General features: G+C 69.4%; 32 protein-coding genes. 4 read left to right on the top strand and 28 right to left on the bottom strand.

Annotated elements, in window-relative coordinates:
• Positions 1-321: MFS transporter (locus AC07FY_RS22135; RefSeq protein ID WP_479008719.1), on the bottom strand; the 321-nt coding region annotated here is incomplete at its 3' end.
• Between the two features lie 203 nt (positions 322-524).
• On the opposite strand from AC07FY_RS22135, the gene AC07FY_RS22130 reads away from it, so the two are divergent.
• Positions 525-1,103, top strand: coding sequence for a TetR/AcrR family transcriptional regulator (locus tag AC07FY_RS22130; protein WP_479008717.1), 579 nt, complete (start codon positions 525-527; stop codon positions 1,101-1,103).
• A 90-nt stretch (positions 1,104-1,193) separates the two neighbouring features.
• Here the strand turns inward: AC07FY_RS22130 and AC07FY_RS22125 are convergent, their stop codons facing one another.
• Complete coding sequence (locus AC07FY_RS22125) at positions 1,194-1,616, bottom strand: nuclear transport factor 2 family protein (protein ID WP_479008741.1); 423 nt, start codon at positions 1,614-1,616, stop codon at positions 1,194-1,196.
• 154 nt (positions 1,617-1,770) lie between these two features.
• Between AC07FY_RS22125 and AC07FY_RS22120 the strand changes: the two genes are divergently transcribed.
• Positions 1,771-2,397, top strand: a complete 627-nt coding sequence (locus AC07FY_RS22120) for a TetR/AcrR family transcriptional regulator (RefSeq protein ID WP_479008715.1) — start codon at positions 1,771-1,773, stop codon at positions 2,395-2,397.
• A 94-nt stretch (positions 2,398-2,491) separates the two neighbouring features.
• Here AC07FY_RS22120 and AC07FY_RS22115 read toward each other — a convergent pair whose 3' ends face one another.
• From AC07FY_RS22115 to AC07FY_RS21990, 26 genes are all read right to left on the bottom strand, one after another.
• A complete protein-coding gene (locus tag AC07FY_RS22115; RefSeq protein ID WP_479008713.1) occupies positions 2,492-2,932 on the bottom strand; it encodes a GNAT family N-acetyltransferase in 441 nt (146 codons plus the stop codon).
• Positions 2,933-2,942: 10 nt separating this feature from the next.
• Complete coding sequence (locus tag AC07FY_RS22110; RefSeq protein WP_479008711.1) at positions 2,943-3,716, bottom strand: hypothetical protein; 774 nt, start codon at positions 3,714-3,716, stop codon at positions 2,943-2,945.
• Between the two features lie 9 nt (positions 3,717-3,725).
• Positions 3,726-4,370 (bottom strand): hypothetical protein, encoded by a 645-nt coding sequence (locus AC07FY_RS22105; protein WP_479008739.1) that lies wholly within the window; start codon positions 4,368-4,370, stop codon positions 3,726-3,728.
• A 237-nt stretch (positions 4,371-4,607) separates the two neighbouring features.
• Positions 4,608-5,396, bottom strand: a complete 789-nt coding sequence (locus AC07FY_RS22100) for a hypothetical protein (RefSeq protein WP_479008709.1) — start codon at positions 5,394-5,396, stop codon at positions 4,608-4,610.
• A gap of 298 nt (positions 5,397-5,694) precedes the next feature.
• Positions 5,695-5,982 carry a hypothetical protein gene (locus AC07FY_RS22095; protein WP_479008707.1) on the bottom strand — a complete coding sequence of 96 codons (288 nt, stop codon included), beginning with the start codon at positions 5,980-5,982 and terminating at the stop codon, positions 5,695-5,697.
• 555 nt (positions 5,983-6,537) lie between these two features.
• Positions 6,538-7,470, bottom strand: a complete 933-nt coding sequence (locus AC07FY_RS22090) for a hypothetical protein (RefSeq protein WP_479008705.1) — start codon at positions 7,468-7,470, stop codon at positions 6,538-6,540.
• 397 nt (positions 7,471-7,867) lie between these two features.
• Positions 7,868-8,449, bottom strand: coding sequence for a type VII secretion system-associated protein (locus AC07FY_RS22085; RefSeq protein WP_479008703.1), 582 nt, complete (start codon positions 8,447-8,449; stop codon positions 7,868-7,870).
• Positions 8,450-8,853: 404 nt separating this feature from the next.
• Positions 8,854-9,261 (bottom strand): scabin-related ADP-ribosyltransferase, encoded by a 408-nt coding sequence (locus AC07FY_RS22080; protein WP_479008701.1) that lies wholly within the window; start codon positions 9,259-9,261, stop codon positions 8,854-8,856.
• On the bottom strand, positions 9,153-11,330 hold the full coding sequence (locus AC07FY_RS22075; RefSeq protein ID WP_479008699.1) for a hypothetical protein: 2,178 nt from the start codon (positions 11,328-11,330) through the stop codon (positions 9,153-9,155). The genes AC07FY_RS22080 and AC07FY_RS22075 overlap by 109 nt, the downstream gene beginning before the upstream one ends.
• On the bottom strand, positions 11,327-11,779 hold the full coding sequence (locus AC07FY_RS22070; RefSeq protein ID WP_479008697.1) for a DUF6507 family protein: 453 nt from the start codon (positions 11,777-11,779) through the stop codon (positions 11,327-11,329). The genes AC07FY_RS22075 and AC07FY_RS22070 overlap by 4 nt, the downstream gene beginning before the upstream one ends.
• A gap of 48 nt (positions 11,780-11,827) precedes the next feature.
• A complete protein-coding gene (locus AC07FY_RS22065; RefSeq protein WP_446594877.1) occupies positions 11,828-12,139 on the bottom strand; it encodes a pore-forming ESAT-6 family protein in 312 nt (103 codons plus the stop codon).
• A gap of 51 nt (positions 12,140-12,190) precedes the next feature.
• On the bottom strand, positions 12,191-12,523 hold the full coding sequence (locus AC07FY_RS22060; protein WP_479003440.1) for a hypothetical protein: 333 nt from the start codon (positions 12,521-12,523) through the stop codon (positions 12,191-12,193).
• Positions 12,524-12,655: 132 nt separating this feature from the next.
• Positions 12,656-13,114 carry a hypothetical protein gene (locus AC07FY_RS22055; RefSeq protein WP_479008737.1) on the bottom strand — a complete coding sequence of 153 codons (459 nt, stop codon included), beginning with the start codon at positions 13,112-13,114 and terminating at the stop codon, positions 12,656-12,658.
• Between the two features lie 116 nt (positions 13,115-13,230).
• Positions 13,231-13,869, bottom strand: coding sequence for an OmpA family protein (locus AC07FY_RS22050; protein ID WP_479008695.1), 639 nt, complete (start codon positions 13,867-13,869; stop codon positions 13,231-13,233).
• Positions 13,870-13,873: 4 nt separating this feature from the next.
• Positions 13,874-14,245, bottom strand: a complete 372-nt coding sequence (locus AC07FY_RS22045; RefSeq protein ID WP_479008693.1) for a hypothetical protein — start codon at positions 14,243-14,245, stop codon at positions 13,874-13,876.
• Between the two features lie 247 nt (positions 14,246-14,492).
• On the bottom strand, positions 14,493-15,131 hold the full coding sequence (locus AC07FY_RS22040; RefSeq protein ID WP_479008691.1) for a pilus assembly protein TadG-related protein: 639 nt from the start codon (positions 15,129-15,131) through the stop codon (positions 14,493-14,495).
• Positions 15,128-15,346: a hypothetical protein gene (locus tag AC07FY_RS22035; protein WP_479008689.1), complete on the bottom strand. Its 219-nt coding sequence runs from the start codon at positions 15,344-15,346 to the stop codon at positions 15,128-15,130. Before AC07FY_RS22035 ends, AC07FY_RS22040 begins: the two co-directional genes overlap by 4 nt.
• 110 nt (positions 15,347-15,456) lie before the next feature.
• Positions 15,457-16,143 (bottom strand): response regulator, encoded by a 687-nt coding sequence (locus tag AC07FY_RS22030; RefSeq protein WP_479008687.1) that lies wholly within the window; start codon positions 16,141-16,143, stop codon positions 15,457-15,459.
• Between the two features lie 3 nt (positions 16,144-16,146).
• Positions 16,147-17,037: a DUF5936 domain-containing protein gene (locus AC07FY_RS22025; RefSeq protein ID WP_479008735.1), complete on the bottom strand. Its 891-nt coding sequence runs from the start codon at positions 17,035-17,037 to the stop codon at positions 16,147-16,149.
• 16 nt (positions 17,038-17,053) lie between these two features.
• Positions 17,054-17,992 (bottom strand): type II secretion system F family protein, encoded by a 939-nt coding sequence (locus AC07FY_RS22020; protein WP_479008685.1) that lies wholly within the window; start codon positions 17,990-17,992, stop codon positions 17,054-17,056.
• Entirely contained in the window at positions 17,989-19,386 is a 1,398-nt protein-coding gene (locus AC07FY_RS22015; protein ID WP_479008683.1) for a CpaF family protein, read from the bottom strand. Before AC07FY_RS22015 ends, AC07FY_RS22020 begins: the two co-directional genes overlap by 4 nt.
• Positions 19,383-19,751 carry a TadE/TadG family type IV pilus assembly protein gene (locus tag AC07FY_RS22010; protein WP_479008681.1) on the bottom strand — a complete coding sequence of 123 codons (369 nt, stop codon included), beginning with the start codon at positions 19,749-19,751 and terminating at the stop codon, positions 19,383-19,385. Before AC07FY_RS22010 ends, AC07FY_RS22015 begins: the two co-directional genes overlap by 4 nt.
• A 1-nt stretch (position 19,752) precedes the next feature.
• A complete protein-coding gene (locus AC07FY_RS22005) occupies positions 19,753-20,082 on the bottom strand; it encodes a TadE/TadG family type IV pilus assembly protein (RefSeq protein ID WP_479008679.1) in 330 nt (109 codons plus the stop codon).
• 63 nt (positions 20,083-20,145) lie between these two features.
• The gene (locus AC07FY_RS22000) at positions 20,146-21,411 is read right to left on the bottom strand and encodes a CpaE/TadZ family protein (RefSeq protein ID WP_479008677.1); all 1,266 of its coding nucleotides are present in this window, start codon (positions 21,409-21,411) and stop codon (positions 20,146-20,148) included.
• A 10-nt stretch (positions 21,412-21,421) separates the two neighbouring features.
• On the bottom strand, positions 21,422-22,123 hold the full coding sequence (cpaB, locus tag AC07FY_RS21995; RefSeq protein ID WP_479008675.1) for a Flp pilus assembly protein CpaB: 702 nt from the start codon (positions 22,121-22,123) through the stop codon (positions 21,422-21,424).
• A 48-nt stretch (positions 22,124-22,171) separates the two neighbouring features.
• A complete protein-coding gene (locus AC07FY_RS21990; RefSeq protein WP_479008673.1) occupies positions 22,172-23,116 on the bottom strand; it encodes a hypothetical protein in 945 nt (314 codons plus the stop codon).
• Positions 23,117-23,467: 351 nt separating this feature from the next.
• Here AC07FY_RS21990 and AC07FY_RS21985 point away from each other — a divergent pair, with 351 nt between their 5' ends.
• Together AC07FY_RS21985 and AC07FY_RS21980 are read left to right on the top strand one after the other, a co-directional pair.
• Positions 23,468-25,159 carry a chitinase gene (locus tag AC07FY_RS21985; RefSeq protein ID WP_479008671.1) on the top strand — a complete coding sequence of 564 codons (1,692 nt, stop codon included), beginning with the start codon at positions 23,468-23,470 and terminating at the stop codon, positions 25,157-25,159.
• Positions 25,160-25,283: 124 nt separating this feature from the next.
• Positions 25,284-26,621: a M14 family metallopeptidase gene (locus AC07FY_RS21980; protein WP_479008669.1), complete on the top strand. Its 1,338-nt coding sequence runs from the start codon at positions 25,284-25,286 to the stop codon at positions 26,619-26,621.
• The last annotated feature ends 10 nt before the right edge of the window (positions 26,622-26,631 follow it).

Raw genomic sequence — 26,631 nt, 5'->3', positions numbered from 1 at the left:
CAGACCGCCGCCGCCCAGGCCCTGGACCGCGCGGAAGGCGATCAGCTGGCCCATGTCCTGGGCCGCGCCGCACAGCGCGGAGCCGATCAGGAACAAGACGACCGAGGCGAGGAAGACGCCCTTGCGGCCGTAGAGGTCACCGGCCTTGCCCCACAGCGGCGTCGAGGCCACCGTGGCCAGCGTGTAGATGGTCACCACCCAGGACAGGTGCTCCAGACCGCCGAGCTCACCCACAATCGTGGGGATCGCGGTACTGGTGATCATCGTGTCCAGCGAGGCCAGCAGCATCGCGATCATGACCGCCACCAGGACGACCCCCACACTCCGCGGCTTGCCACCCTCCGAAGTCCCGGCAGAATCGACTGTGCCGCTGCCCGCGTTCCCCGTGCGCCTGCCCGCGTCCACCACGTGTGCCCTCCCCGGCCCCGAACCCGGACGCGCTTACTTGCCGCCCGGCTAGTAAGTCCGTAAGGTAGACCCGTAACTAGCCGGTCGTCAAGTAAGTTCGCATACGAGGAGATCTCATGTCCACCAGCACCACGCAGAAGCGGCGCGGGGACACGCGCCAGCGCATCCAGGACGTGGCGCTGGAGCTGTTCGTCGAGCAGGGTTACGAGAAGACCTCGCTGCGCGAGATCGCGGAGCGGCTGGAGGTCACGAAGGCGGCGCTCTACTACCACTTCAAGACCAAGGAGGACATCATCGTCAGTGTCTTCGCCGACCTGACGCGCCCCGTCGACGAGCTGATCGCCTGGGCCCGGGAGCAGCCGCCCACCCTGGACACCAAGCGCGAAGTGCTCCGCCGCTACAGCGAGTCCATGAGCGCGGGGGCCTCCCTGTTCCGCTTCATGCAGGAGAACCAGGCGACGATGCGCGAGCTGAGCATCGGCGACACGATGAAGAACTGGATGTCGGAGCTGGTCGAGCTGCTCCGCACCCAGGACGGGCCGCTGACGGACCAGGTCCGGTGCGTGAGCGCACTGTTCACGCTGCACGCCGGGATGATGTACCTCCAGCACGTGGAGGGCGACCCGGAGGAGACCCGCCTGGCGGCCCTGGAGGTCGCCACGGACCTCATCACGCAGGCCCACCGGGCGGCGTAGCGCCGACCGCGACCCCGCCGCCCGGCCGGCGGGTCCGGGCGGCGTAGCGCCGACCGCGACCGCACCGCCCGGCCGGCGGGGCGTCGGAGGTCAGACGATCCGCCGGTCCCCCGCCTCGATGGGGATGTCGTTGACGCTGGCCTCCCGGCGCGCCATCAGCCCGTCGGCGTCGAACTCCCACTGCTCGTTGCCGTGACTGCGCCACCACTGACCGGAGGCGTCGTGCCACTCGTACGCGAAGCGGACGGAGATGCGGTTGCCGGTGTACGCCCACAGCTCCTTGCGCAGCCGGTAGTCGAGCTCGCGCGCCCACTTCTCGGCCAGGAACGCCCGGATCTCGGCGCGCCCGGTGAGGAAGCGGTCGCGGTTCCGCCAGACCGAGTCCTCGGTGTAGGCGAGGGCGACGCGGTCGGGATCGCGGCTGTTCCAGGCGTCCTCAGCGGCTTGGACCTTGGCGCGCGCGGACTCTTCGGTGAAGGGCGGCAGGGGCGGGCGCGCGGCTGCGGCGGTCATGGCGGACACGGCGGTCACGGCGGTTCCTCTCGTGGGTCGCGGGGGCGCGGCGGGCGGTCGCGCCCGAGAGAGGAGAACGCTCGTTCCCCCCTCCCGCCTCCACCCTAGAGAACGCTCGTTCTCGCCACAAGAGATCCTGAACTACCCTTCCTGCATGGACGACGAAGAGGCCCGCACCCGGCTCCTGGACGCGGCGGAGGCACTGTTCTACGCCGACGGCATCCAGGCGGTCGGCATGGACCGCATCCGCGCGAAGTCCGGGGTCCCGCTGAAGCGGCTCTACCGGCTCTTCCCGTCGAAGGAGTCCCTGGTCACGGCGTACCTGGAACGCCGCGACGACCACTGGATGACCAGCCTGCGCACGGCGGTGTCGGAGGCGGCGGATGCCGTGGCCCCGACAGGCTCTGCGGAGGGCTCGGCGCGCCCGGGGGGCTCGGCGGCTCCGACGGATTCGGCGGGCTCGGTGGCCCCGGTCCTCGCGGTCTTCGATTGGCTGGCGGCCTGGTTCTCCGAGCCGGACTTCCGGGGCTGCGCGTTCCTGAACGCGTACGGGGAACTGGGCGCGGGCGGCCCGGCACCCGTCCTGGACGTCGTACGCCGCCACAAACGGCGGCTGCGCTCGCTCCTGGCCGAACTGGTCGGCCCGACCCGCGAATCCCTGGCGGACCAACTCCTCATCCTGGTCGAGGGCGCAACGGTGACCGCAGCCCTGGACCCGGGCCCGGCTCCGGCCCACCGGGCCCGGGAGGCGGCGGAACGACTCGTTCGAAGCGGCGGGTGAGGCCGGGTACCGCACGGTCCTCGGCCGGCCGGTCGCCGGGCGACTCAGCCCGCCCCCGACTCGGCCCACTTCCCGACTCAGGCCACCTCCCGACTCAGCCCGCCTCCCGCACCATGAACACGTCCACCGCGTCCTCGGCCTGCACCGAGAAGCCGTGCCGCTCGTACAGCCGTCGGGCCGCGCTTCCCTGGAGCACGTTCAACCGTACGGCGACCCGGCGGCGGTCACACCGCTCCAGCAACTCCCGCAGTACGCCCGACCCGATGCCGCCACCCTGCAGGCGCGGAGCCAGGTAGAAGTGCTCCAGCCAGTGGGCGTCCTCGGCCGGTCGCAGCGCCACGCAGCCGGCGAACGCGCCCCCCACCTCGATCACCCGGGTGTGGGCCGCGACGAACCCGTCCCGCAGCCGCTGCCGCACCCGCTGCTCGTCGTACCGGCCGAGCCGCTCCAGATCCGGCCGCAGCACCACCGCACGCAGCTCGGCCACGGCCTCGACGTCCGACGCCGAGGCCGGCCTCATGTCCCAGTCCCCCATGACCGTCACGCTACCTCGCGCCCGCCCGCCCGCCATCGGCCATGGCCGCCCAGATCAACGCGGCCGCCTCCACCTCGTCCAGCCACACCACCCCGAACTCGGCGGCCTGCTCAGGGGACGCGGGCAGCGGCATCCCGGCCGGCCCGCAGCCGCGACCACCGCGACCGAACGCCTCGTCGTACGGCACACCGCGCACCACCCGCCGCCGCGCGGGGCCTTGCCGGTCGGCCGCGCGGTAGTACGTGATACGGCCCATGGCGTCCACGGCGTCGAGCAGCGCACGGTCGAGGGAACACAGCGGCGGACCGGCGGCACGGCCCGCCAGCGTGCCGGGGCGCACCTGCACCCCGGCCAGGTCGAGGAACCCGGCGTGGTCCAGGAGGAACGCGCCGCCCCGTTCGCAGAAGAGCAGGAGCGGCTCGTAGAGGTCGGGCAGGTCCGGAACGGCGTCCGGGCGCCGCGCCCGGAATTCCGCCAGCCGCATCACCTCCGTGCAGGTCCGCTGGACGGGACCGACGACGATGATCCGGCGCAGGAGTTCGCGGAGTTGGGCGGCGGCCTCCTCCGGCACGGACTCGAAGGCGGGGTCCAGGTACTCGACGACGTCGAAGAACGGCCATCCCGCCTCGGCCGAGCAGGCCCGCGCCCACACCCCGGCCCTGCGCAGGTACTCGCGCATCAGCAGGCGACGGGACATGACGCGTCCGAGGAGGTCGTCCCACTCCCCGTCCCATTCCACCGCCCGAAGTCGCTCCAGGACCCGCGCCGCCGCCCGGTCGCCCACGGCACTCCCTCATCCGAGTACGGCATCGGTGAGGTCCGGCCCCCGCCCGCCGAGGATGTCCGGGGCCCGGAGCCCGTAGCCCGCGGCCTGACCGTAGTAGGTCGGCTCGCCGGGCTCCGCCGCGACCCCGAGGAGCTGGTCGAGCGCGCGCAGGGCCGACGCGAGCCGGGGCGCGTTGTGTGCGTGGACGGCCGGGTGCGGCTCGCCCCGGAAGTCACACCGAGCCCATACGTCGTGGTACACGGACAGTTCCGCCGAGGGGCCGATCTCGTCGGGCGACACCATGAGTTCGACCAGGCGGTGTTCGCTGTGGCGTGTTCCGCCAGCGTCGAACCAGGAGCCGGATCCCAGCACGAGGATCCCACCCATCTCCGCCTGCGGATGGCCCCCCGGCTGACAGGCGCGCAGTTCACCCGGCAGCGCCGGATCACCGAGCGAACGCCCGGCCAGGTCCAGGCGGCTGTGGACGCCGAGGCCGCCCTTGCCGACCTGGAACCAGTGCCACTCAAGCGCGGCGGGCTCCAGCAGGGCGTACTCCCGGAGCACCGCCGTCATGCGCGCCGCGACCCCGAGCGCAGACTCCAAACCGGGCTCGGCGACGTCATCCAGATCCCAGAACCAGGAGCCGCACTCCCGGGGCGCACGCAGCAGCATCGACAGGGCACTTCCGTAACGCTTGGCGGCGGCAGGGGGCGAACCCATGGTGCCGGACACCGCCGTCGAGGACATCAGGGGCGGGGGCATCGTCGACGAGGTGTGCGTCATGTCGCGGAGATACTGCCGAAGGAAGCATCGTGGGGGAACGCGACGATGTCCATCGAACTCTCTCTGCCGGGTGCTGACCCTGGGCGAGGGTCCGCCGACCGTCGTCAAGACGCGGCAGGGCAGTCGTCAGTGGGCGGACAGTTCCTGCACAGCGTCGAGCGAGTCCGCGACCTGGATCTCCGCGTGGGACTCCGCCGACGCCGCATCCGCCAAGGCATCGAGCGCAGCCGTGCCCGCCTGATGTGACGTGCCGAAGGCCAGCAGGAGCGGCACGCCGGCGGTGAAGGCGATGTCTCCGGCTGCGGTGCGCGGCTCGTAGCCCGCGGAGTTGTCGTCCGTCCCCGCCCAGAGGTGGCCGACGGTGCGACCGTCGCGGCGGACCTCGACGTACCGGACCGGGCCTTCGGTGAACGCCTCGTACGACTGCTCCTCGTACCCCTTGGGCAGGAGGTTCAGCATGCGCTGCCATCTGGCCGGTACGGCGAAGGTGCCCCAGGGGTCGGTGTAGTCCATCCCCTCATCCGACAGGTCCTCGAAGCCGGAAGCGGTGGGACGGCCGAAGTAGGTGGGATCGCCGGGTTCGACCTCAGCACCGAGCAACTCGGACACGGCGCCCAGCAGAGCCGCCAGACGGGGGGCGTTCACCGCGGCGACCTCCGGCTGCGGGCGCTCCCGTAGGTCCAGGGTCATCCAGGCATCGGAGTACGTGGCCAGCGAGACACTGGCGTGCCCCTGGGGCCACACGAGCAGACGCAACGCGAAGAGACGCTCCGAGCGGTGAGCCCCACCGTCGACGTCCAGCCAATCGCCGGGCAGCACGCTCCACGGGTGGAGTGTGGTGTCCTCGTCGAACAACCTCTCGCCTGCCTCCACCGCACGGTCGAGGGGCCCGATGCCCTCCCATGCGTACCGCACGTCCCGCGGAGCCTTCAGAGTGACGACCCTGACTCCCCCATGACCCCAGCCGTCGACGAGACCGAGATCGGACCCGAGGGCATGCAGTCGGCGGAAAAGCTGAAGCGCGCGACGCGCCCCCTGCCTCTCGAGGACGTCAACCCTCGTCTCCCCGAACCATTCACCGACGGGGTGCGTGGTGATCACCGTACGTCCTCAACACTATATCCGGGGAACGACGTTCCACGAATCGGACGGTCGATGTGGCGCCTCCGCGTGCACCACCACCTGACCACTCCCCTTTACGCGAAAGAACCCTTCATCTTGCGGGGGCAGGCTGTGTGGGGGCATCTTCAAAGAGGTAAGCATACATAGCACGGAGATACTGACGCAAGGAGGAATCGTCGGGGAATTCGATGTTCGTCAGGCGTTCATAATCCGCCGACCCGAAATTTGAATCTTGTGCAATCTCAGCGAGGCCGTTTCGGATCACTTGGACGTACGAATCATTGAACGCCATCAAGGTAGGGCGGAGGTACCCGCTCGTATCGTACGCCTGCTCGACGTCCAGGTACGTATTGAGGAATCCCGCAAACTTCTTGTCCATTGAATTCTCTCTAGAGGTGCGACCGAGGGCAGGATTGGCGAACCTGGTGTGCAGTTCCCATTTCACCGCCATGAAGCCTGTAGACGGCTTGACTGGCCGCCTTGCCGGTCGTCCAGTTCCAAGATCCGGTCGTTCACGACCTGCGACTCAAGAGGCCGATCCGCAGGAGTAGCACCGCCGGCCCCGGATCCCGTGCCGCCTGTCGCGTCTGCGGCCGACCCGCCTGTCCCTGAGTGGATACCGCCCGAGTCCCCGGTGCCGACGCTGCCGTCCGAACCGGATGCGGCATCCCCCCAGACGAAGCACCCCTGGGGTCGCCTCGAGCGCCGTTACTAGCCGCCGATTGGGGATCGGTGTGACTGTTGCCGGGCATGTTGCCTGGGCGCGACCGCCGGGGGTGGGTATCCAGGCGGGTGCCTGGGGTCGACGAGCCAGGACTTGAAGCATGCGAGCACGCCATCCCGCTCCCGGCCACCTTCCGCCGCCCGGAACGCGTTCCAGCACCGGTGACGCCGCCTGGTCGCTCACATCACGGTCTCTCTCGACCCCGCTCCTTCATCGGATGCGCTCGCCGACATCAGGCCATGCCCACGGTGCGGGCTCAGAACAACGGTTCCACCACCAACCGGCCGGATTCCCTTCGAAGAGTGCGTCCGCAAACTCCTGACGGATAAGCCCTGCAACGTCTTCCGCGGTACCCGCGAGGAAGCGCCTGTCCAATTGCCCCAGGGCCTCGTCGAGCAGCAGGGTCACGTCACGAGGCAAACGCGTAGCGAGATCCGCGAGCGCATCGCGGGCTTCCAGCCGCTCACGGTATAGCTCGGCTGGGTACCAACCCGACGGCGCCCAACGGGATTCCATCTGCGTAATGACTCGCTCCCACGCGACCAGGTTGTCCCTCGCGGACCAGATGGGGCTGCCGGTGACGTCATCGAGGGCAGCCCGCGTCGGCTCGGATGCCGACTGCCGCATCCTTGCCACCGAGGCCGCGAAGGTGTCGGCAACGGGAGTGTCCGGGCGCTGTTCCCGCACGATCTCGGCGAAGCGCGTCACCGTGGCCCTCGGAAACTGAGGCACTGGCGCCTCGACCCCGGTCACCGCGTAAAGGGGAGGCTCCTCGTCCGAGAGTTCGAGCCGCACACGGGTGAGAAGCCCCTCCTGCGTCACCGCCCAATATGCGCTGGGAGGCGCTTCCGACGCGGGAAACAGGACGGTCGTCGCCGCGGCCTTCGCAAACCTCGCGGCCAAGTCCCGCTCGAGCGGCGGATCAGCCACTTTCTCGTCGGCATAAACGTCCAGCGACAACACCACATCGCCGAAGGCTGGCCGATGTTCGCACGAAACGGGTGCGTCCCAATTCCGGAGGTCTGGGTCACCATCAGGCTCGGCAACCTCCGCATCACCGACCGCGATGTCAAGACATCCGGCGAGTGCGACCGCCACGGTCTCGGGACTGATGGAGTCGACGGTCAGGAGGTTGTATGTCACGAAAACTTCCCGTTTTAGATGGCCACCCACCTCCGTGATGCCGGCGCCCGACACGGCCTGCCTCTTCTCGGGGCGGGGTAGGCCGGGCGGAAGCATCCTCGAAGAGGTACGCATAGATGTCGCGGAGATATTGTCGAAGAGAAGCCTCGTCAAGGAACTCGACGTCCGTCAGGCGTGCATAGTGCGCCGGCCCGAAATCCGGATCCTTGACCGTCTCGGCGAGGCCGTGTCCGTTCACCTGGACGTGCGACTCACTCAACGCCAGCAAGGTCGGGCGGAGGTGGCCGCTCGTGTCGTATGACTGCTCCACGTCGAGGTCGACCGGAGGAACCACTCGAACTTCTTGTCCATCCAGCTCTCTCTAGGCCAGGGCCAGCCCGGTGACCCACACATCGGGTCAGACGGCGATATCCGGTCCGCTGAGCAGATCCGCGACAGGAACTTCTACGGAAACGAAGCCGCCGGGGTTCAGCTTGAGGTGCGTTTCGATCGGCAGACTGGCCGCCAATCGGAGAGCATCCATCCTGCGGAGCTCAGGAGCCGTGCCGGGGGCATGACGTACGTCGGTGAAGGCTTCCAGGACCTTCTTACCGCTTGCTACCGCGAGATGTCCCCCGCGACCAACAACCGATTCAGGGATCAGGAAGACACTTGCCCTCGCGAGCACCTGACAGATGACAGCTTCAGACCCGTACCCGGTGGCCGCAAGCTGAATGGCCGCGTCTACCGCATCAGTCGGCTCAGGCATTCCCATGACGCGCGGGGAAGGTCGATATTTCGGGTTGCCTTTGAATTCAGCGGTGATCGCACCCTCCTTGTCGACTTTCCAGGCGCCCATGACGGCATAGGGTGGGACCCGTCCATGCGAATCGACGAATGGGTCGATCGCATAAACCCATCCCTCAGGATTCTTCGCCGCCTCTGCGCGCATGGATTCCGTGATCCATCGAGCCGGGTCTGGAGTCAGCGATTCACTCATGTCCCTTATTTCTCAATCTGCGAACGAAGTCCCTCTGTTCGCCCACGTAGGCGAGCCGACCGTACTCGACGGCAGGCACGGCCTCGAAAATTCCGACAGTGACCGGCCGACCCGCAGGCGGCCAACGGTAAGCCTTTCGTCCGCCTGCCATTTCCAGTGCCATCCTACTGGGATACACGTCGCGACAGGCACCCTCGACCGCGGGTATCCGCCCTTCCTGCTCAAGACTTGAGCGAACATCCGCCAGAGCCTCGAAGAGGTTCCATGCAGTAGCCTCTACCATCTTGTCGAGGTAGGAAATTCGGACCGTATATTCGGCATCCACAAATTCCGCGACGAGCCTTCCTTGCATGCATCCGACTGCGGAGACGAGAACGACCTCCGAGTCATGCAGCATTTCCGTTTCACGGGACACGTTCAGCCTCAGGGCGATAGTTCGGGTTGGGGATCAGGTCACCAAGTTCACCCGTCGCATAGTTGTACGGACGAGCTCCCTTGATGTATTCGGGCCGAATCCCACCGGGGAACGCGATTTCCATCTCGTAGTCGAGGGGGTGGGGCCCCATGGAGGTGTTCACATCGATGCCGCCTGGAAGATCCAGCTCGTAAGTGTACTTTCCACCGAAGTCATCACCAATGTCATCACGATACGAGGTGCTGATGAACGCCGACTGATCACTCTCTTCGACATAGTGACGAAGGTCTACCCTTGAGGGATCCAGGGGCTCGAAGCCGCTCTCGAAGATATCTTCGGGCTTCCTGTTGTCACTCCTGTACAGGGGGGCTTCGTCGGTACGCCAAACGACCGGCATGCCCAGCTGGTCGAGATCGACGCTGTCGTCCGTCGCCGCGGCGAGTCGGTTCGGTTCGTCTCCGTGCGTAGCGCCCGCCCCGGGTCCGCCCGCCCCGGGTCCGCCCGCCCCGTTGCCCGCATCACCACCACCGCCGTGGCCGCCACCAGTGGGAGGGTCGTCACCGTGGCCCCCAACCGTGGATGGGGCGTCCATGTGGGTGGCACCGCCCGTCGATGTGGTGTCCGTGGTGTGGCTGCTACCACTCGTCGGGTTGGGGTGGGTGTGGCTGTTGTGCATGCTGTTGTCGGCCATGCCGCCAGGAGTGATGCCCGCATGGAGCCCCGGGGGGTGGTCTGCGTGGTGGAGCGGGTCGGGGGTGTCGGAGCCGAGGCGGATGCCGTCGTCGCCGCGGCCGCCGACGCCTGCCAGGACGCGATCCGGAGCCTCGACCTTGATCGGGGCGTCGAGCTTGATGGGAGGCTCGGCCTTGCCCGGGGTGGCATGGAGGGGAGCGTCCGAGCCCGGCTTTGCCGGGTTCGTGCCGGGGGGCCGTTCGGCCTTCTCCGGGGTGGCGTGCAAGGGAGCGTCCGTGTCCGGCTTCGGGGGGTCGCGCCCGGCGTGGCATGGAACGGGCCGTCCGTGTCCGGCGTCGCGGGGGGCTTGCCCGGCTGCTCGAGCGGCGACTCGTTCCCGCGCTGGAGGACGCTGCCGTCCTCCTTGTAGATGGTGCCCTCGCCGTCCATGAACCGCGGCGGCCCGTCCACCGGCAGCTTGACCGTGCCGGGCGGGAAGGTGGTCGTGCCCTCCGGCAGCTTGACGGTGCCGTCCGGGAGCTTGATCGCACCCTCCGGGGTCGGCGTGCCCTTGGGGAGTCGGATCGTGCCTTCCGGGAGCTTGAAGGAGCCTTCGGGCAGGGCGAATGCGCCGTCCGTGCCGATCTTCGGGATCTCGATGTTGCCCAGGCCCTTCAGGCCGGCCATCACGTCGCCCGCCTTCGTCAGCCCTGCGCCCGCGCCCTTCATGATGTACGTCATCGGGTCCACGACCCGGCCGGTCTTGCCCGCCAGTGACAGCGCCTTCGCGACCGCACCGGCCTTGCCCGCGCCCGAGACCGCACCGCCAGTGCCACCCGTGGCGATGGTCGTGACCACGTTGAACGTGACCGCGCCCGCGGCGCGACCCGGGTTCGAGCCCCACTGGTCCCACGCCAGGAGCGCCTTGCCGGTCTCCTTCATCGCCGTGCGCGACTCGCGGAGCCAGGACGGCAGCTTGTCGTCCGGGGCGGCGAGGAAGACCGCGCCGGCGCCGGGGATCGACATGATGGCCAGGCCGGTGCCCAGCTTCGCCAGGCCCGTCCAGGACTGCTTGAAGGTGTCCCAGCCCTGGAGGCCGACCAGGCCGCCGAGGCCCTTGAGGGTGCCCCACACGCCGTCGACGAAGAAGCCCTTGGTGAACTCCCAGCCGTGCTCCCAGATCTGCCAGCCCGGTATCGACTCCTCCACCGCGTCGCCCCAGGGCAGGGACTTGGACTGCTTGAGCACCTCGGCGTCGTAGCCGTACATGCCCTCGCCGTGGGAACCATCGTCCGTCTTCAGGGGCTTCCCGCCCACCAACGCGACGATCTTGGCGTGCGCGGCCTTCTCCACGTCCTGGAACTCGGCCCACACCTCGGCGATCTTGTTGCGGCGCTCGAGGTTCTCGTCGATCAGGTCGCCGTCTTCACGCCACTTGTCGTCCTTGTCGGTCTTCTCGCGGAACGCGACCGCTTCGGCCTTGAGGGACTCCAGCTTCTTGATGACCGGCGCCGCGTCACGGGAGTACGTCCCCAGCGCGCCGGCGATCGTGCACATGTCGGAGCTGAGCTTCAACCCCAGATCGGAGACCGGCTTCGTCGTCGCGAACAGCTGGTCCGCCTCCGGGGCCTGGTAGAACGCCTGGAGACCGCCGAAGCTGGTGTGCACGTCCGAGGTCTTCGTCGCGACCGCGGCACCGCCCGCCGAGATCGTCTTGACCTTCTCGTCCAGCGTCGCCAGATCCCCGGTGAAGACCGGTATCTCCGCCGGATCGACCGGCGCGTCCCCGCTCACTTCCCGCCCCCCGGCTTCTCGCGCAGCACCTCGAGATTCACGGCCCTGGCCGCGTCCTGCGCCGCCTTGGCCTGATCGAGGTCGCCTTCCAGATACTCGTTCGTCGCCTTCACCGCACCGAGGATGCACGCCTCGATCCGCTCCGCCATCGACTTGAACTCCGGCTTGCGGGCGGTGAGGTACTCGCCCAGCGCTGCCGCGACCGGGCCCATCGCCTTCTGCGGCGCCAGATACGGCACACCACTGGGGGCCGATGACGCACCCGGGGCCAGCGGGCCCGGCGCAGTCATTCCCGACGCCGAACCCGGCACGGCCGTCCCCGCCGCCTGCGCCGCCTCCGACATGGCCGTGAGCAGGGCGTTCAGCGCCTTCTCCAGCTCACCGGCGTTCGTACCCACCGTCTTCAACTGGCTTTGCACGCCCTGCGGCTTGATGTCCCACGACGTCATCAACCAACCCCCGTACCAGCAACCAACCGTGCTACTTCAGCCGCCTGTTCAGCCGATGTTGTCGACCGCGGCCTTCGCCCGCTGCAACGTCTGCCGCGCCGTGGCGTCGTTCTTCTCCAACGTCGTGTTCAGCAGCTGGATGATGTTCTTGACCTCCTGCGAGGCGTTCTTCCACCGCAGCTCCTTGGCGTGGTAGTCATCCGCCACACCATCCGCCGCGAAGTCCGTCATCGCCGCCGCGACCTGCGCCTCACGCGCCGCGATCACCTGCTCCAGCTGGCCGATCACGGCCTTGATACCGCCCTGCACCTCCGTCGAGGCACCCACGTCGTACGCACGACGGTCCGTCCCACCAGCCACCACAACCACACTCCCCGTGAAGAAGAACACTCAGAACCAGGACCAGCCGGCCTAGCGGCCCCGGAAACGGGCCGCGTCGAAGTTCGCCGCACCCTGCGTCTGGCGCGCGTTCTCGCCCTGCTCCTGGTCACCCGACCCGAACGCCTGCTCCATGCCCGACTGACCACCCAGGATCGCCGCCAGCGAGGCGTTCAGCTCCTTCGCGATCCCGTCCGCACGCAACTTGAACGAGTCGAACGCGACCTTGCCCTGACCCTGGAACTTGCCCTCCAGCGGCTGCGCCGCCGCCACCAACTGCTTGATCAGCGAACCCAGGTCCGTATTCGAGTTACGCGACCCCGACATCAGGTTCGTCAGGACCTGCGTCCCCATGTCGAACTTCATCCCATACCCCCGCACGCTTGGATGATCATAAGTATGGTCTAAATCAAGCAACACACATCGCTCCTGCAACGAGCAACGAGCGGGTTGTGACACAGCTATGACACATCGCCAGGTGCGGGCACGCGACCGCCGTCAGGCAGGCCCGGCGGTGCAGAACACGCATGACTCCCAGAAGGGCAGCGCGTTCAGTACCCGGTGGCGTACGCAAGAGGCCGTCGCGGCCTCGTCCGGGCCGGGCATGACGCTCGCGTCGGCCCTCGCGGTCGCGGGGTCGAACTCCTCCACCATCGCCCGGTAGGTGCGCAGGTACCCCTCGGCTCGGAGCGGGTCGTACGCCAGTTCCGTCCAGCGGTGGCGGGACAGCGCCAGATCGAGGACGCGCAGCAGGAAGTCCTTGGCCGCGGCGCGCTCCGGCGGGGTGCGCCCCCAGTCGAGTTCCGCCAGTCCGAAGCCGACTGCCCCCCGCCCCATCACGTTCTGGTCCTGGAGTGCCAGGAGGGCGGCGAAGCGCAGATGCCAGGGCTCGTGGGCGAGGGTGGACACGGCGAGCGTCAGCACGTCCACGAACACTGCCGTGCCGCCGTTGGTCATCTCCAGGTGCCGGCCGTCTGCGCCGCCCATGAACACATTCACGGCTCGAGCGTAGGGACGAGTGCCACCGCCGGGCATCTGCGGGTCGCTGGGCGGCGTCGGCCTCGGCGGCGGCGTCAGCCGCCCGCGGTGCGGGGGAAGGTGATCTCGACCCGGCGGTTCTTCTTGCGGCCCTCTTCGGTGCCGTTGTCCGCGATGGGGTAGTCCTCGCTGTACCCGCGCACGTCGAAGACGACGCCGGTGTTGGTGACGGTCTTGGCGAGCTCGGCCTGGACGGCGTCGGCGCGCTTCTTGGAAAGCTCCTTGCCGTGCTCGTAGCTGCCCTGGTCGTCGGTGAAGCCGAAGACTCGGACGCGCGTCGCCTTCTGGGTGTTGATCTCGGCGGCGATGGCTTGGATGCGGGCGGCGGCCTGGGCGTTGAAGACGGCGCTGTCCTCGGGGAAGAGGACTTCGGACTGCAGCGCCATCATGACGGTCTGGTTGGTCTCCTGCCGGCGTTGCTCACCGCCGAGGTCTTCGACGACTTCGGCGATGTCGAGCACCTTGGGCGGTGCGAGGGTGCCGCCTTGAGGGATTTTCAGCCCTGGGGCGTTGGAGTCGATAGCCACGGGCGCAGCGGTAGAAGGCTCCGAGCCAGGGGGCACTGATGGCTTGACATCGTCGGCGTGGACGGCGCTTGCGCCGAAGAAGTGGGTCCCAGCTACGACGAGACCGGCCACTGCCGAGGCGGCGATAGTCCGGTGGTGTTTTGTCATGGGGTCACCCGGAAATCTTGATGGTTGCCGCAGCGAAGGTAGGGAGCGTGAAGTCAACCTGGGTGTTGCCAGCAGGTGGTGCAGGAAACTGAACGAAGAAGGGGATGGACGCCCCTGGATCGATTTTGGTGATACCCGTCGTGCACAGGCAGCTCTCAGCGTCGCGAAGTACGTAGTACCGCTTTTTGCCGACCTTATCGATCAAGGTCGCACCTGCGACTGAGGCCGCACTGGCGCCCTTCTCGTCTCCGCGCCAAGCAGTGATTTTCGTGAAGACGTCGCTTCCGCCATTCTTGATCTGCCCATTAACGGTGACAAATCCACCTGGATCGCGTATAGCTGAGTTGATCGTAAGGACGATGCCGGGATCCCCCACCGATGTAGCGAGCACCTCGGTCGGCTGGGGGCTGGGACTCGCGTTAGGAGCCGGCTTACTTGAACCGTCACTCGGCGAGGTGGCAGTGGTCGGATTCTCACCAGCCTTTGAGTCCTTCTCGTCGCCTCCCCCGCAACCGGTCAGCGATAGGGCCAAGACCGCAGCCCCCACAGCGGCTGCTCCCTGGTGGAGTCTCACCATGCGCCGAATACCCATCTACGAACGCTTCCTTGTCTCTCGTTCACTGTCAGCCGACAAGTCGTACGCTGAACAGTCTCCTGGTCACCGAAACGAGCGAACCTGGCTTTAGCGGATCAAGCCTGAATGGCTCGCCGTCGCAAATAAAATTCACCGCTACTGGGGACGGCGCAGGGGATGGCGAGCCTCCTTCATCCGGCGTTGCGGGGGTGGGGCTAGGGCTGGTGACCGCACCTAGCTGACACTTCGATTCGATCAGGGCTGTGGCGGTTGCCGTCCCACGCCGGCTCCCAGTGCCCGGAACTACCGAATCACCAACAGTCCTGTTCGTCTCCACCGTGACGGTAAACCGCGGCAGAGCAGGTTCACACGTCGCCGTAGCGTCATTCTTCGTAGCGAACGCTTCGGCAGCAGCGCAGGCTTCCCCAACTTTGAATAGCTTCCCACCAATGATCTTTTGCCAGTCTGCCGGTTTGGCTGCGACGAGATCAAGGTTGAGTAGGACGCTATCCCGAGCTTCGCGCCCGGCTGCCAAGGCGGCCGCGTCCGCGGCACCCTGGGCATCGCTGCGAACAACCGAGGCTTGGCCGACGACGAAGAAGGCCAGTGCAGCAAAGAGCAGGCCAGCCACCACCACGATGTAGATGGGGAAAGCCTGCCCTCGGTCGCCAGCGCGACCAAAGCTCATCCCTTTCCGCCGCCTCCAGCGGTCACGGCCTGGACTGCTGCCGCGATCCTGTCGGTGATCGCGGTACCGATGCCCGTACCCACGATCGCCCCGATGATCACCACGACCACCAGGATGATCCCCAGATACTCGAACGCCGTCTGCCCGCGATCCCCCGCGCTCCCGCCCGTGCCCGCGTAGCGCTTCCGCATCCTCGCCAGGGTGTTCTGCAACATGAAAGTTCCCTCCCGGGCCGGTGCCACTGCTGGTGTGCGGACGGTACGGCGCGTCACCCGTCGTCACCAAGGGTCCCGGGGCCCAAATACGGACCCATTGCGCACTCCGTCTACCCATGACCGGTCACTCCTGGACGGGCGGTTCCCAGCCAGCGGGCTATCGCCTCGCTGCGCGTGGTGCTGTGGAGCTTCGCGAAGATGCGGTTGATGTGGTTCTTGACCGTCTTCTCGCTGATGAAGCACGCGGCGGCGATGCGCTGGTTGTTCATCCCGGACGCGATCAGATCCATGATCTCCACCTCCCGCGAACTCAAGCCGAAGACAACAGAGTTGTGCAGCCGCTCAGAAGAGGGTGCCACAGATCGTTGCTGTTGCGAAGAGGTGCGGAGTTCCGTGAGGAGGGCGTTCGCCGCCGTCGGGGTGAAGTGGGGGCGGCCCTCGGGGGCGTCGCGGACCGCGCGGAGCAGGTCGGCGGGGGTGAACTCGCCGTGGACCAGGTACCCGCCGGCGCCCAGCAGCAGCGTCTCGCGGACGATGTCGGCTTCCCGGCTGTACGTCAGCATCAGGACCGGAGCCAGCTGGACCAGGTGCGGAAGGGCCGAGATGCCGTCCACCCCCGGCATCCGGACGTCCAGCAGCACCACGTCCGGGGCGTGCCGGCGGGTCAGGCTCAGGGCTTCGCGGCCGTCCGACGCCTGGGCCGCGACCTCGATGTCCCCGGCCGCGCCCAGGATCGCCGCCAGGCCCGCCCTGATGACCGGGTTGGCGTCGGCGATGAGCACGCTCAGGCGGGCCACGGCTCAACCACCCCCGAACAGCGCGTCGAAGTCGACGTTCGCGCCGTAGACGAAGCCGCAGACCAGCAGGATGAGCGTGCCCGGCAGCATGAACATGGTGACGGCGAACGTGGCCTTCGGGACGGCCCGGGCCGCTCGCCGGCGCGCGTTCTGGGCGTCCGTACGGCGCATGTCGTCGGCGATGGCGATGAGGGTCTCCACGATCGGGGAGCCGAGTTCCTCGCCCTGCTGGAGGGCCGTCACGAACTGGGCGACCTGTTCGCTGTCGTTGCGGCGGCGCAGCTCGTCGAACGCCTGGCGGCGGCTGACACCCATGTCCATCTGCTGCAGGGTGATCCGGATCTCGTCCGCCCACGGGCCCTCGTACTTGTGCGCCACCCGCTCCAGCGCCTGCCGGAAGCCGAGCCCCGCGCTCACCACCACGGCGAGCACGTCCAGGAAGTCCGGCAGGGTCCGCTCGATGTGGTCGCGCCGGACCCGGATCGCCGACCACAGCCCGACCTCGATCCAGAAGAGGCCGAAGGCGACCATCAGCAGCGCCGGTACGAGCTGCCCGTTGATCAGCATCGAGAAGGCACCCAGGGCGCCGAGGGCCCCGTACACCGCGCGGCGGGCCGCGTACCGGTCGATCGTCAGGCCCGCCGGGTTGCCCGCCATGTCGATCTGGCGGCGCTTGCGGGCCACCCGGGCCGGTCCCATCGCGCGCAGGACGGCCGGGGCCCACCGGATGCCCATCCGGTCCACCAGCGAGCCGACGGCCGTCGTGCGCGTGGCGCCGACCTCCAGGGCCAGCGCGAGGTCGCTCGGCAGTTTGACGTCGGCCCGGTAGAGCCGGAGCCCGTGGAACGCGCCGAGTACGGACAGTGCCACGGCCGCGGCCAGCAGAAGAGCGATCACGACGGCGTCCCCCTCACACGTCGATCTTGGACAGGCGGCGGATGAGGACGAAGCCCAGGGTGAACAGGCCGAGGGCGATCAGCACCGCCGTCTGGCCGATGAAGGCGCCCGTCATACGGTCCAGCGCGCCCGGCATCATCAGGTCCACCAGGAGCAGCGAGCCCAGGCCGATGGCCGGCACCAGGTACGCCGTCACGGTGACCTGGGACATCTGCGTACGGATCTCCCGGCGGGTCTCCTTGCGCTGTTCCAGGGTCACCGTGAGGTTGCGCAGGCTCTCCACGATCGTGCCGCCCGCGCGGGCGGACAGGACCAGGGTGGAGACCAGGACGACCAGTTCCCGCGAGGGGAGGCGCTCGGTGAGTTCGCCGAGGGACTCCTCGATGGAATGGCCGACGGCCAGCCGGTTGGCGACGCGCGCGAGTTCCTCGCCCGCCGGGGCCTCCAGCTCCTCGGCCGCCATGCCGATGGCCGTCCGCAGGGCCAGCCCGGCCTGGGTGGCGTTGGCGAGGATCCGGGCCAGGTCGGGGAGCTGGTTGATGAACCGCTCGGTGCGGCGCGCGCGCTGCCAGGTGAGGAAGGCGTTGGCCGCCCACAGGCCGATCAGCCCGGCGACGGGTCCGAAGAACGGCGCGAGGAGGGAGGCGGCGACGAGCCAGGTCCCGGCGACCGCCGCGCACACGTAGACGAAGAACTCCCCGACCGTCAGGTCGAGGCCGGTCACCGCCAGCTTGATCTCGATGCGCCGGCCCGGTTCGGTCTTCCGCAGCCGACGGTCGACGCCGGTGAAGCGCCGCCGCCGGCCCGCGGGCGCGGGCGCACCGCTCGCCGAGAGCCGTTCGACGAGCGCGGCGTGCTGGGCGCGGCCCGCCGCGTAGGCGTGGACGCCCAGCACGACGCACAGGCCGGCGAGCAGCGTGGCGCCGAGGGTGAGGAGGACGAGTGGGTTCACAGGGCGTTCCGGTTGCCGCGGGGCGGGGGGACGGGGCCGGTTCGGGGGCCGGCGATCGGGGTCAGGGGGCCGGTGAGGGGGTCGTCGTCGGGCGGCGCCACCCCGAAGGCCTGCGGGATGGGCTGGTTGTTCATGTAGAGGCGTTCGGCGATGAAGCGGGGCAGGGGGTAGTACTCGAAGGAGCCGTGGACGCGCGCGTCCGCGCCCATCGGTCGGGCCGCGAATCGGCAGACCGTCGTGATCCGGAACGCCTCGCGGCCGTGGGACTCCAGGACGGATATCTCCGTGATCCGGCGCGAGCCGTCACCGAATCGGGTGAGCTGGACGATCACATTGACGGCGCTGTTGATCTGGTCCTGGAGCGCCTCGAAGGGGATCTCGACCTCCGACATGGAGGCCAGGGTCTGCAGGCGCATCAGGGCGTCGGCGGAGCTGTTCGCGTGCACGGTGGCCAGGGAGCCGTCGTGGCCGGTGGACATGGCCTGGAGCATGTCGAGGGTCTCGCCGCCGCGGACCTCGCCGACGATGATGCGGTCGGGGCGCATCCGCAGGGAGTTGCGTACGAGGTCGCGGATGGTGATCTGGCCCTTGCCCTCGACGTTCGCGGGGCGTGCTTCGAGGCGGATGACGTGCGCCTGCTGGAGCTGGAGCTCGGCGGAGTCCTCGATGGTGATGATGCGCTCGCCCTCCGGGATCAGCCCGGAGAGGGCGTTGAGGAGGGTGGTCTTGCCGGTGCCGGTGGCGCCGGACACGATCAGGTTCATCTTCGCCCCGACCAGCCCCGACAGCAGCAGGAGCATCTGCTCGTCGAGCGAGCCGAGGGCGATCATCTCGTGCAGGGTGAAGGCGCGCGGGAAGCGGCGGATCGTGAGGGTGGCCCCGGTCAGGGAGAGCGGCGGGATGATGACGTTGACCCGCTCGCCGCTGGGCAGCCGGGCGTCGACCATCGGATTGGCCTCGTCGACGCGCCGGTTGACGGTGGAGACGATGCGCTCGATGGTCTGCATCAGCTGCTCGTGCGAGGCGAAGCGCAGCGGCAGCTGCTCGACGCGGCCGGCACGCTCCACGTAGATGTGGTCGGGGCCGTTGACCATGATCTCGGAGATGGAGGCGTCTTCGAGGAGCGGTTCGAGCACGCCGAGGCCGAGGGCTTCGTCGACGACGCGGCGGATCAGCTGGGCGCGCTCGGTGGTGGAGAGGACGGGCCCCTCGCGGCTGATGATGTGGCCGAGTACGCGCTCCAGGCGGGCCCGGCGCTCGGCGGGCGCGAGCGCGGACATCTCGGCGAGGTCGATCTCCTCCAGCAGCTTCGCGCGGTACGAGGAGACCAGGCGGCCGTCCTCGCGCGGGCTGTGGCGGTCGTCGGGGGTGGTGACCCGGGAGCGCAGGCTCATGGTCGGGGGCCCTTCGGGTCGTCGTTGGGCATCACGGCGGTGGCCACGGCGGCCGGTAGGTCCAGGCCGGGCACGATGGCGTTGATCTCGATCCGGACCGTCGCGGTGATCGCGTCGCCGCCGGACGGGACGGAGACGTGCGCGGTGAGCCCCTCGCGGATGGCGGCTCGTCCGGCGGCCTCTCCCCGGCCGGGGTGCTGTGCCTCCACCCGCGCCGCGGTACGGGCCGCGGTGTCGGCCTGCTCGTGGACGTACGCCACCCAGCCCAGCTGGATCCCGCACAGCGCGACGAAGAGCAGGATCGGCACGAAACCGATGTACTCGATGGCCACTTGGCCCCGGTCGGGGAGCGTGCGCCGCTTCACGTCAGTCGTCCTCCCTCTCCATCGCCGCACCCGCCGTGCCGTGGATCTCCCCGAAGTTGAGCGACGGGTGCAGGACGGGGATCTTGAGCCTGACGGTCGCCTTGTAGAGGTCGCCGGAGGCACCGCACTCGGTCCGCAGGGACCAGGCGTCGGAGACGTGCTCGGCCGCCGCCGCCCCGCAGGCCGCGTGCCCGGTCACCGCCCCCGCCCGCGCCGCCTCGTCCGCCGCGTTGCCCGCGAGGGAGAACGCGTAGCCGATCAGGACGCACTCCCACACCGCCGCCACGAGCAGCAGGATCAGCGGCACCGTGCCGACGAACTCGACCGCCACCTGGCCCCGGTCCCCTCGGCCCCGGTCCCGCGCTCCTCTCCGTCCGTCCCGCGGCGACATGCCTCAGCCCTCCCGGCCGCGGCGCAGGCGGGCCACCGGCCGCGCGGCGCGGACCGCCAGCGAGGCTCCGGCCGGCTGCGGGTCCTGGCCCTGCGGTGGTGACAGCAGGCCGAGTTCCCCCGCCAGGGTCCAGAGCGCCTGCTTGACCGTGGAGCGGTTGTCCAGGTCCTGGACCCGGCCCGCGTCCACCACCGCCTGGAGTTCCTTGAAGGCCGCCGGGACGGGAGTGCGGGTGGCGCGGGTCTTGGTGATCTTCTCGATCAGGGCCGGCTGTATCTCGGTGTGCTTGGTCCAGCGGTTGACCACCACGGTGGTGTCCTCGGCCTTGCGCACCTGGAGCCGCTCCCACATGCGGACCATCCGCTTGGCCGCCCGCACCGCGACCACGTCCGGGGTGGTGACCAGCACCGCCACGTCGGCGCTCTCCACGGCGGCGGCGTTAGCGCCGGTCACTTGCGTTCCGCAGTCGATGACGACGAGTTCGTAGCGGGCGCGCAGCGCGCCGATGACGAGCCGGGCGGCCCGTTCGTCGACCTCCTCGCCGCGTTCCCCCTCGGCCGGCGCCAGCAGCAGGGCCACGCCGGTGCTGTCGTCGTACACCGCGTCCTGCAGGACGCGCGGCGAGATGTCCTGGATCCCGGCGAGGTCGGCGATCGAGCGCCGGAACTGCACGTCGAGGTAGGAGCCCACGTCGCCCGCCTGGAGGTCCAGGTCGACCAGTGCGGTACGCCGTCCGGAGGCGGCCGCGGCCAGTGCGAACTGCACGGCGGTGAAGGTGGTTCCGACGCCGCCCTTGGCCCCGGTGACGGTGACCACGCGCCCGCCGGGCCCGGAGGGGGTCTCGGCCGGGCCCCGCCCGAGGTGCCGGCGTACGCCGGTGGACCACTGGGCGGCGGCCTGGACCCGGGCGGCGAGTTCCTCGTAGGTGAGCGGAAGGCCGACGAGCCCCCGGGCGCCGGAGTCCATGGCGGCGGAGAACAGGGCCGGTCCGGCGTCGGAGGTGATCAGGACGACGCCGACGGCCGGGAAGCGCAGGGCCACCTCCCGGATGAGTTCCAGGGCGGGCGCCGGGCCGATGCGCTCGTGGACGAGGACGACCTCGGGAAGGTCGTCGATGGACTCGGCGGCGAGCCGGCCCAGGGTGTCCAGCAGGGTGGTGGAGTCGGGGACGGGGACGGCCGGCTCGGAGTCCGGGAGCTGGCTCAGCAGGGTCACCAGGGCGCGCGCGGCGTCCGGGTCGCCGGCCGCGGGGAGGATTCGGGTGGTCATCCGGGCCGCCTCACTTGTCCCCGTCGAGGGTGTACGTGCGCTCGCCCGGGCTCGGGGCGGAGTCGGTGCCGGGGGCCACCAGGGCCAGGCGGACGTGCTCGGCGAAGGATTCGGCGTAGGCGACGCGCTGGGTGTCCTTGGTGTTCAGGGCGAAGGTGATCGGGACGGCCTCGGCGGGGCCGCGGCGGTCGGCGTCCTTCTCCAGGGCGGTCAGCTTGCCGACGCCCAGCACGCGGGCGTTGGCGACGATGATCACCGACCGCGAGGGGTCGGTGTCCTTGGCGCCCTTGAAGGTGGCGATGATGTTGACCTTGGCACCGGAAGTGATCTTGCCGGCCACGCCCGTCGCCGCGTCGATCATGATCGCGATCTCCTGCTCGCCGGGCTGGAGCTGGGGCCGGTCCACGAACATGTCGGCCTGGAGCAGCGAGCCCTTCTTCAGGGTGGTCAGCGCGATCTTGTCCTTGAGCGCGCCGAGGTCGGTGACGGCGGTCTGCGACAGCCACCGCTGCGGGACGGTGACCTCCTCGAACTGCCCCGCCGCCAGCGGGCTGTAGGGGGCTATGTCGGCCTTGACGCGGTAGGCGACGACCTCCGAGCCGACCTTGGAGTTGACGTCGCCGATGACCACGAGCACTCCGGCGAAGGCCCCGAGGGCGCACAGGACCGACAGGAGCAGCAGGAGGACGCCGCGGCGCTGGCGTGAGTTCATGGTCCGTACTACCTCGCCGTTCTTCGTTCGTTCGTGGGGCCGGATCGGTCAGGGTCTGGAGCGGGCGGTGCCCGCCGGGGCGGTCGGCGGGGGCGGCGCGTTCAGGGGCGCGGCGCAGAACCCGCAGCGGTCGCCGATGAGTTCGAAGCCGCACCAGCGGCATTCCTCGCGGCGGACGGAGGCGACCAGCTGGTAGAGGACGGAGAGGTCGGGGATGCCGGCGGCGAACTCGACCAGCTTCTGGGTGCCCCACCAGCCGGGTGACGCGGCGGGCAGCGGGTTCTCCATGACCCCGTGCACCTGCCAGGCGGGGCCGAGTTCGGCCGCCACCCAGTCGGAGGCGAGCTGGCCGCGGGCGAAGGTGAGGTGGGTGGCGAACTCGGGCCCGGCGGGCAGCAGGGTCCCGCCGCCGTGCGCGCCGCCCGACCTGCCGGCACGGCCGGAGCCGCCCGGGCCCGCGGACCCGCCGTGCGCACCGCCCGCCGCGCCCAGCCGGGCCAGGTGCGGCGTGGGATGGGCGAGGACGGCGAACTGCGCGCTCGGCGACCAGGACCGGGCGTGCGCCTTGAGTCCGACCGGGATCCGGTCGAGCTTGGCGACCGACCCCAGCAGGGCGCCCGCGTAGACGTAGTGGGACAGCAGCCGGGCCGCGGAGGCGACCACGCCGGGGCTGAAGTCGCAGACGCTGAGCTGGCGCAGCTGACGTACCAGCAGGGCGGTGCCCAGCGGCGGCAGATCGGTGCCGACGAGTGCGATCCGGTCGGTTTCCAGGATGGCCCGTACGGTGCGCAGCCGCTGGACGGCGGCCCGCGGCAGCCAGGTCGGTACGACGGCCACGAGATGGCCGTGGCGCTCCAGCAGGGCGCTGGTGCCGGCGAGCGCGCCCGCGAGGTCGAGCTCCTCGGGCGGGGGCAGTACGGCGGCCCCGGGCGTGTGCCGGTCGGGGGCCGGAAGGACCAGATCGGCGCTGGTGACAGCGATGGCGGTCGGCACGCGAATCCCCCCGTTCACCCCGTGTGCCACGGCCGTTCGCGGAGCCGCCGCACACACCCACACACTGCGCGACCGCAAACGATCGACGCCTTTCCCCCTTGCCTCAGCACCATATCCGCGTCACCGCCGGCAGGGCAGGGGCTTGGAAATTCCCGTTCCGCGGCCACCGGTCACAGGTGGCTTGAAACCCGGACAACAGGGATCGGACGAGCGAGCATTTCCAGCCACATTGCAAAGACCCTTGACAGGAGGATTGGTCTGGACCAACTTGGCTCCCGCCATGCCTTTCCCGGGGCGACCCCACATGCCCCGCCCTCTTCCCCTCCCCTTCCTCCCCCCACCGGAGCCCACGTGAACCGCATACGCTCCCTCGCCCTTCTGGCCGCCGCGACCCTCGCCGCCGGCGGCCTGAGCGCCCTCGCCGCCGGTACCGCGCAGGCCGCGGACGTCAACGTCGCCCGCAACGGCGGCTTCGAGTCCGGGCTCACCCACTGGTCCTGCTCCGGCGGCAGCGGCGCCCCGGTCTCCTCGCCGGTCTTCGCCGGCGCCGGCGCCCTCAAGGCCACTCCGGCCGGGTCCGACAACGCCCGCTGCAGTCAGACCGTCACGGTCAAGCCGAACTCGACCTACACGCTGAGCACGCAGGTCCAGGGCAGCTACGTCTACCTCGGCGCGTCCGGGACCGGCACCCAGGACGTCTCCACCTGGACCCCCGGCTCGGGTTCGGGCTGGCAGAAGCTCTCCACCACCTTCACCACCGGACCCGGCACCACGCAGGTCACCGTCTACACCCACGGCTGGTACGGCCAGCCGGCCTACACCGTCGACGAGTTCAGCGTCTTCGGCCCGGACGGCGGCGGGGGGACCGACCCCGGCCCCTCCGTCCCCGGCGCCCCGTCCGGGACCGCTGTTTCCGGACAGAGCTCGAGCGGGCTCACCCTTTCGTGGAACGCGGTCGGCGGGGCCACGGGCTACCACGTCTACCAGGACGGCGTCCGCGTGCGCACGGAGTCCTCGGCGAGCGCCCAGATCACCGGGCTGGCCCCCTCGACGTCGTACTCCTTCCAGGTCAGTGCCTACAACGCGGCGGGCGAGGGCCCGCGGTCGGCGGCCGTCACCGGAACCACGACCGGTGGCGGGCAGAACCCGAACCCGGGGGTGCCCCGGCACGCGCTGACGGGCTACTGGCAGAACTTCAACAACGGCGCCACCGTCCAGAAGCTCTCCGACGTCTCCGCGCAGTACGACATCATCGCCGTCTCGTTCGCCGACGCCACGGCCAGGCCGGGCGCCATCGCCTTCAACCTCGACTCGGCCGGTCTCGGCGGCTACACCGTCGCCCAGTTCAAGTCGGACATCGCCGCGAAGAAGGCGGCGGGGAAGTCGGTCATCCTCTCGATCGGCGGCGAGAAGGGCACCATCACGGTCAACGACTCCGCCTCCGCGGCCAACCTCGCGAACTCGGCGTACGCGCTGATGCAGGAGTACGGCTTCTCCGGCATCGACATCGACCTGGAGAACGGCCTCAATCCGACCTACATGACGCAGGCGCTGCGGTCGCTGTCGGCGAAGGCGGGGCCCTCGCTGGTGATCACCATGGCACCGCAGACCATCGACATGCAGTCCACCCAGGGCGGCTACTTCAAGACGGCGCTGGCCGTCAAGGACATCCTCACGGTCGTCAACATGCAGTACTACAACAGCGGCTCGATGAACGGCTGCGACGGCAAGGTCTACGCGCAGGGCTCGGTGGACTTCCTCACCGCCCTCGCCTGCATCCAGCTGGAGGGCGGGCTCGACCCCTCCCAGGTGGGCATCGGTGTCCCGGCCTCGCCGAGCGGCGCGGGCAGCGGCTACGTCTCCCCGACCGTCGTCAACAACGCCCTGGACTGCCTGACCCGGGGCACGAACTGCGGATCCTTCAAGCCGTCCAAGACCTACCCCGGCCTGCGCGGCGCGATGACCTGGTCGACGAACTGGGACGCCAAGGCGGGTAGTGCCTGGTCCAACGCGGTGGGTCCCAAGGTCCACAGCCTTCCCTAGGCGGTACGTGTGGGGGTGGCCGGTTCGGGTCTGCGGACGCTTCGCACTCTTGACCCGGACATGCCACGAGAGCACGCTGTGCGCGTCCGCACGGCTACCCCCACACTCCCACCCAGGAGAACGCATGCGGCTCCACCACCGCCGGAGGGCCGCCGTCACGGCCGCCCTGCTGGCGCTCGCACTGGGCGCACCCGCCTACGGCATGAGCGCGACGGCATCGCCCCCTCCCACCCCGTCCACGGCCACCCAGGACGAGGCCATCGTCCAGTACCGGATCCACGGCCCCGCCACACCGGCCGACCGCACCGCCCTGCTCCGCACGGGCGTCTCGATCGACGAGGTGGACGACCACACGGTCGTGGTCAGCGCCGACACCGGGCAGGCCAAGAACCTGCGCGCGCTGGGCTACCGGCTGACCGCGCTGCCCGGACCGCCGGAGCGCTCGCTGCCCGGCGTCGCGGCGGGCCCGATGGACTTCCCCTCGGCGGACTCCCGCTACCACAACTACGCCGAGGCGAACGCGGAGATCGACCAGCGCATCGCCCAGTACCCCGGGATCATGAGCAAGCGGGTGATCGGGAAGTCGTACCAGGGCCGGGACCTCATCGCCATCAAGATCAGCGACAATGTGGCGACGGACGAGGCCGAGCCCGAGGTGCTCTTCACCCACCACCAGCACGCCCGCGAGCACCTGACCGTGGAGATGGCCCTCTACCTGATCAAGGAACTCGGCTCCAAGTACGGCGCCGAGTCCCGGATCACCAACGCCGTCAACGGGCGCGAGATCTGGATCATCCCGGACCTGAACCCGGACGGCGGCGAGTACGACATCGCCACCGGCTCCTACCGCTCCTGGCGCAAGAACCGCCAGCCCAACTCCGGCTCCTCCTACGTCGGCACCGACGAGAACCGGAACTGGAACTACAAGTGGGGCTGCTGCGGCGGATCCAGCAGCAGCAAGGGCTCCGAGACCTACCGCGGCCCGGCCGCCGAGTCGGCGCCCGAGGTGAAGGCCGTCTCGGACTTCGTCCGCAGCCGCGTGATCGGCGGCAAGCAGCAGATCAAGGCCGCGATCGACTTCCACACCTACAGCGAACTGGTGCTGTGGCCCTTCGGGTACACCTACAACGACACCGCCCCGGGCCTGACCGCCGACGACCACGCCGCCTTCAAGAAGATCGGCACCAGCATGGCGGCGAGCAACGGCTACACCCCGGAGCAGTCCAGCGACCTGTACATCACGGACGGCACGATCGACGACTGGCTGTGGGGCAGCCAGAAGATCTTCGGCTACACCTTCGAGATGTACCCGGCGAGCTCGGGCGGCGGCGGCTTCTACCCGCCCGACGAGGTGATCGACCGCGAGACCGCCCGCAACAAGGACGCGGTGCTCCAGCTCCTGGAGAACGCGGACTGCATGTACCGCTCGATCGGCAAGGAAGCCCAGTACTGCACCGCCTGACCCCCCGTGG

This window comes from Streptomyces sp. NPDC045967 (assembly GCF_056430495.1).
This window is presented reverse-complemented; position numbering and strand designations above follow the sequence as displayed.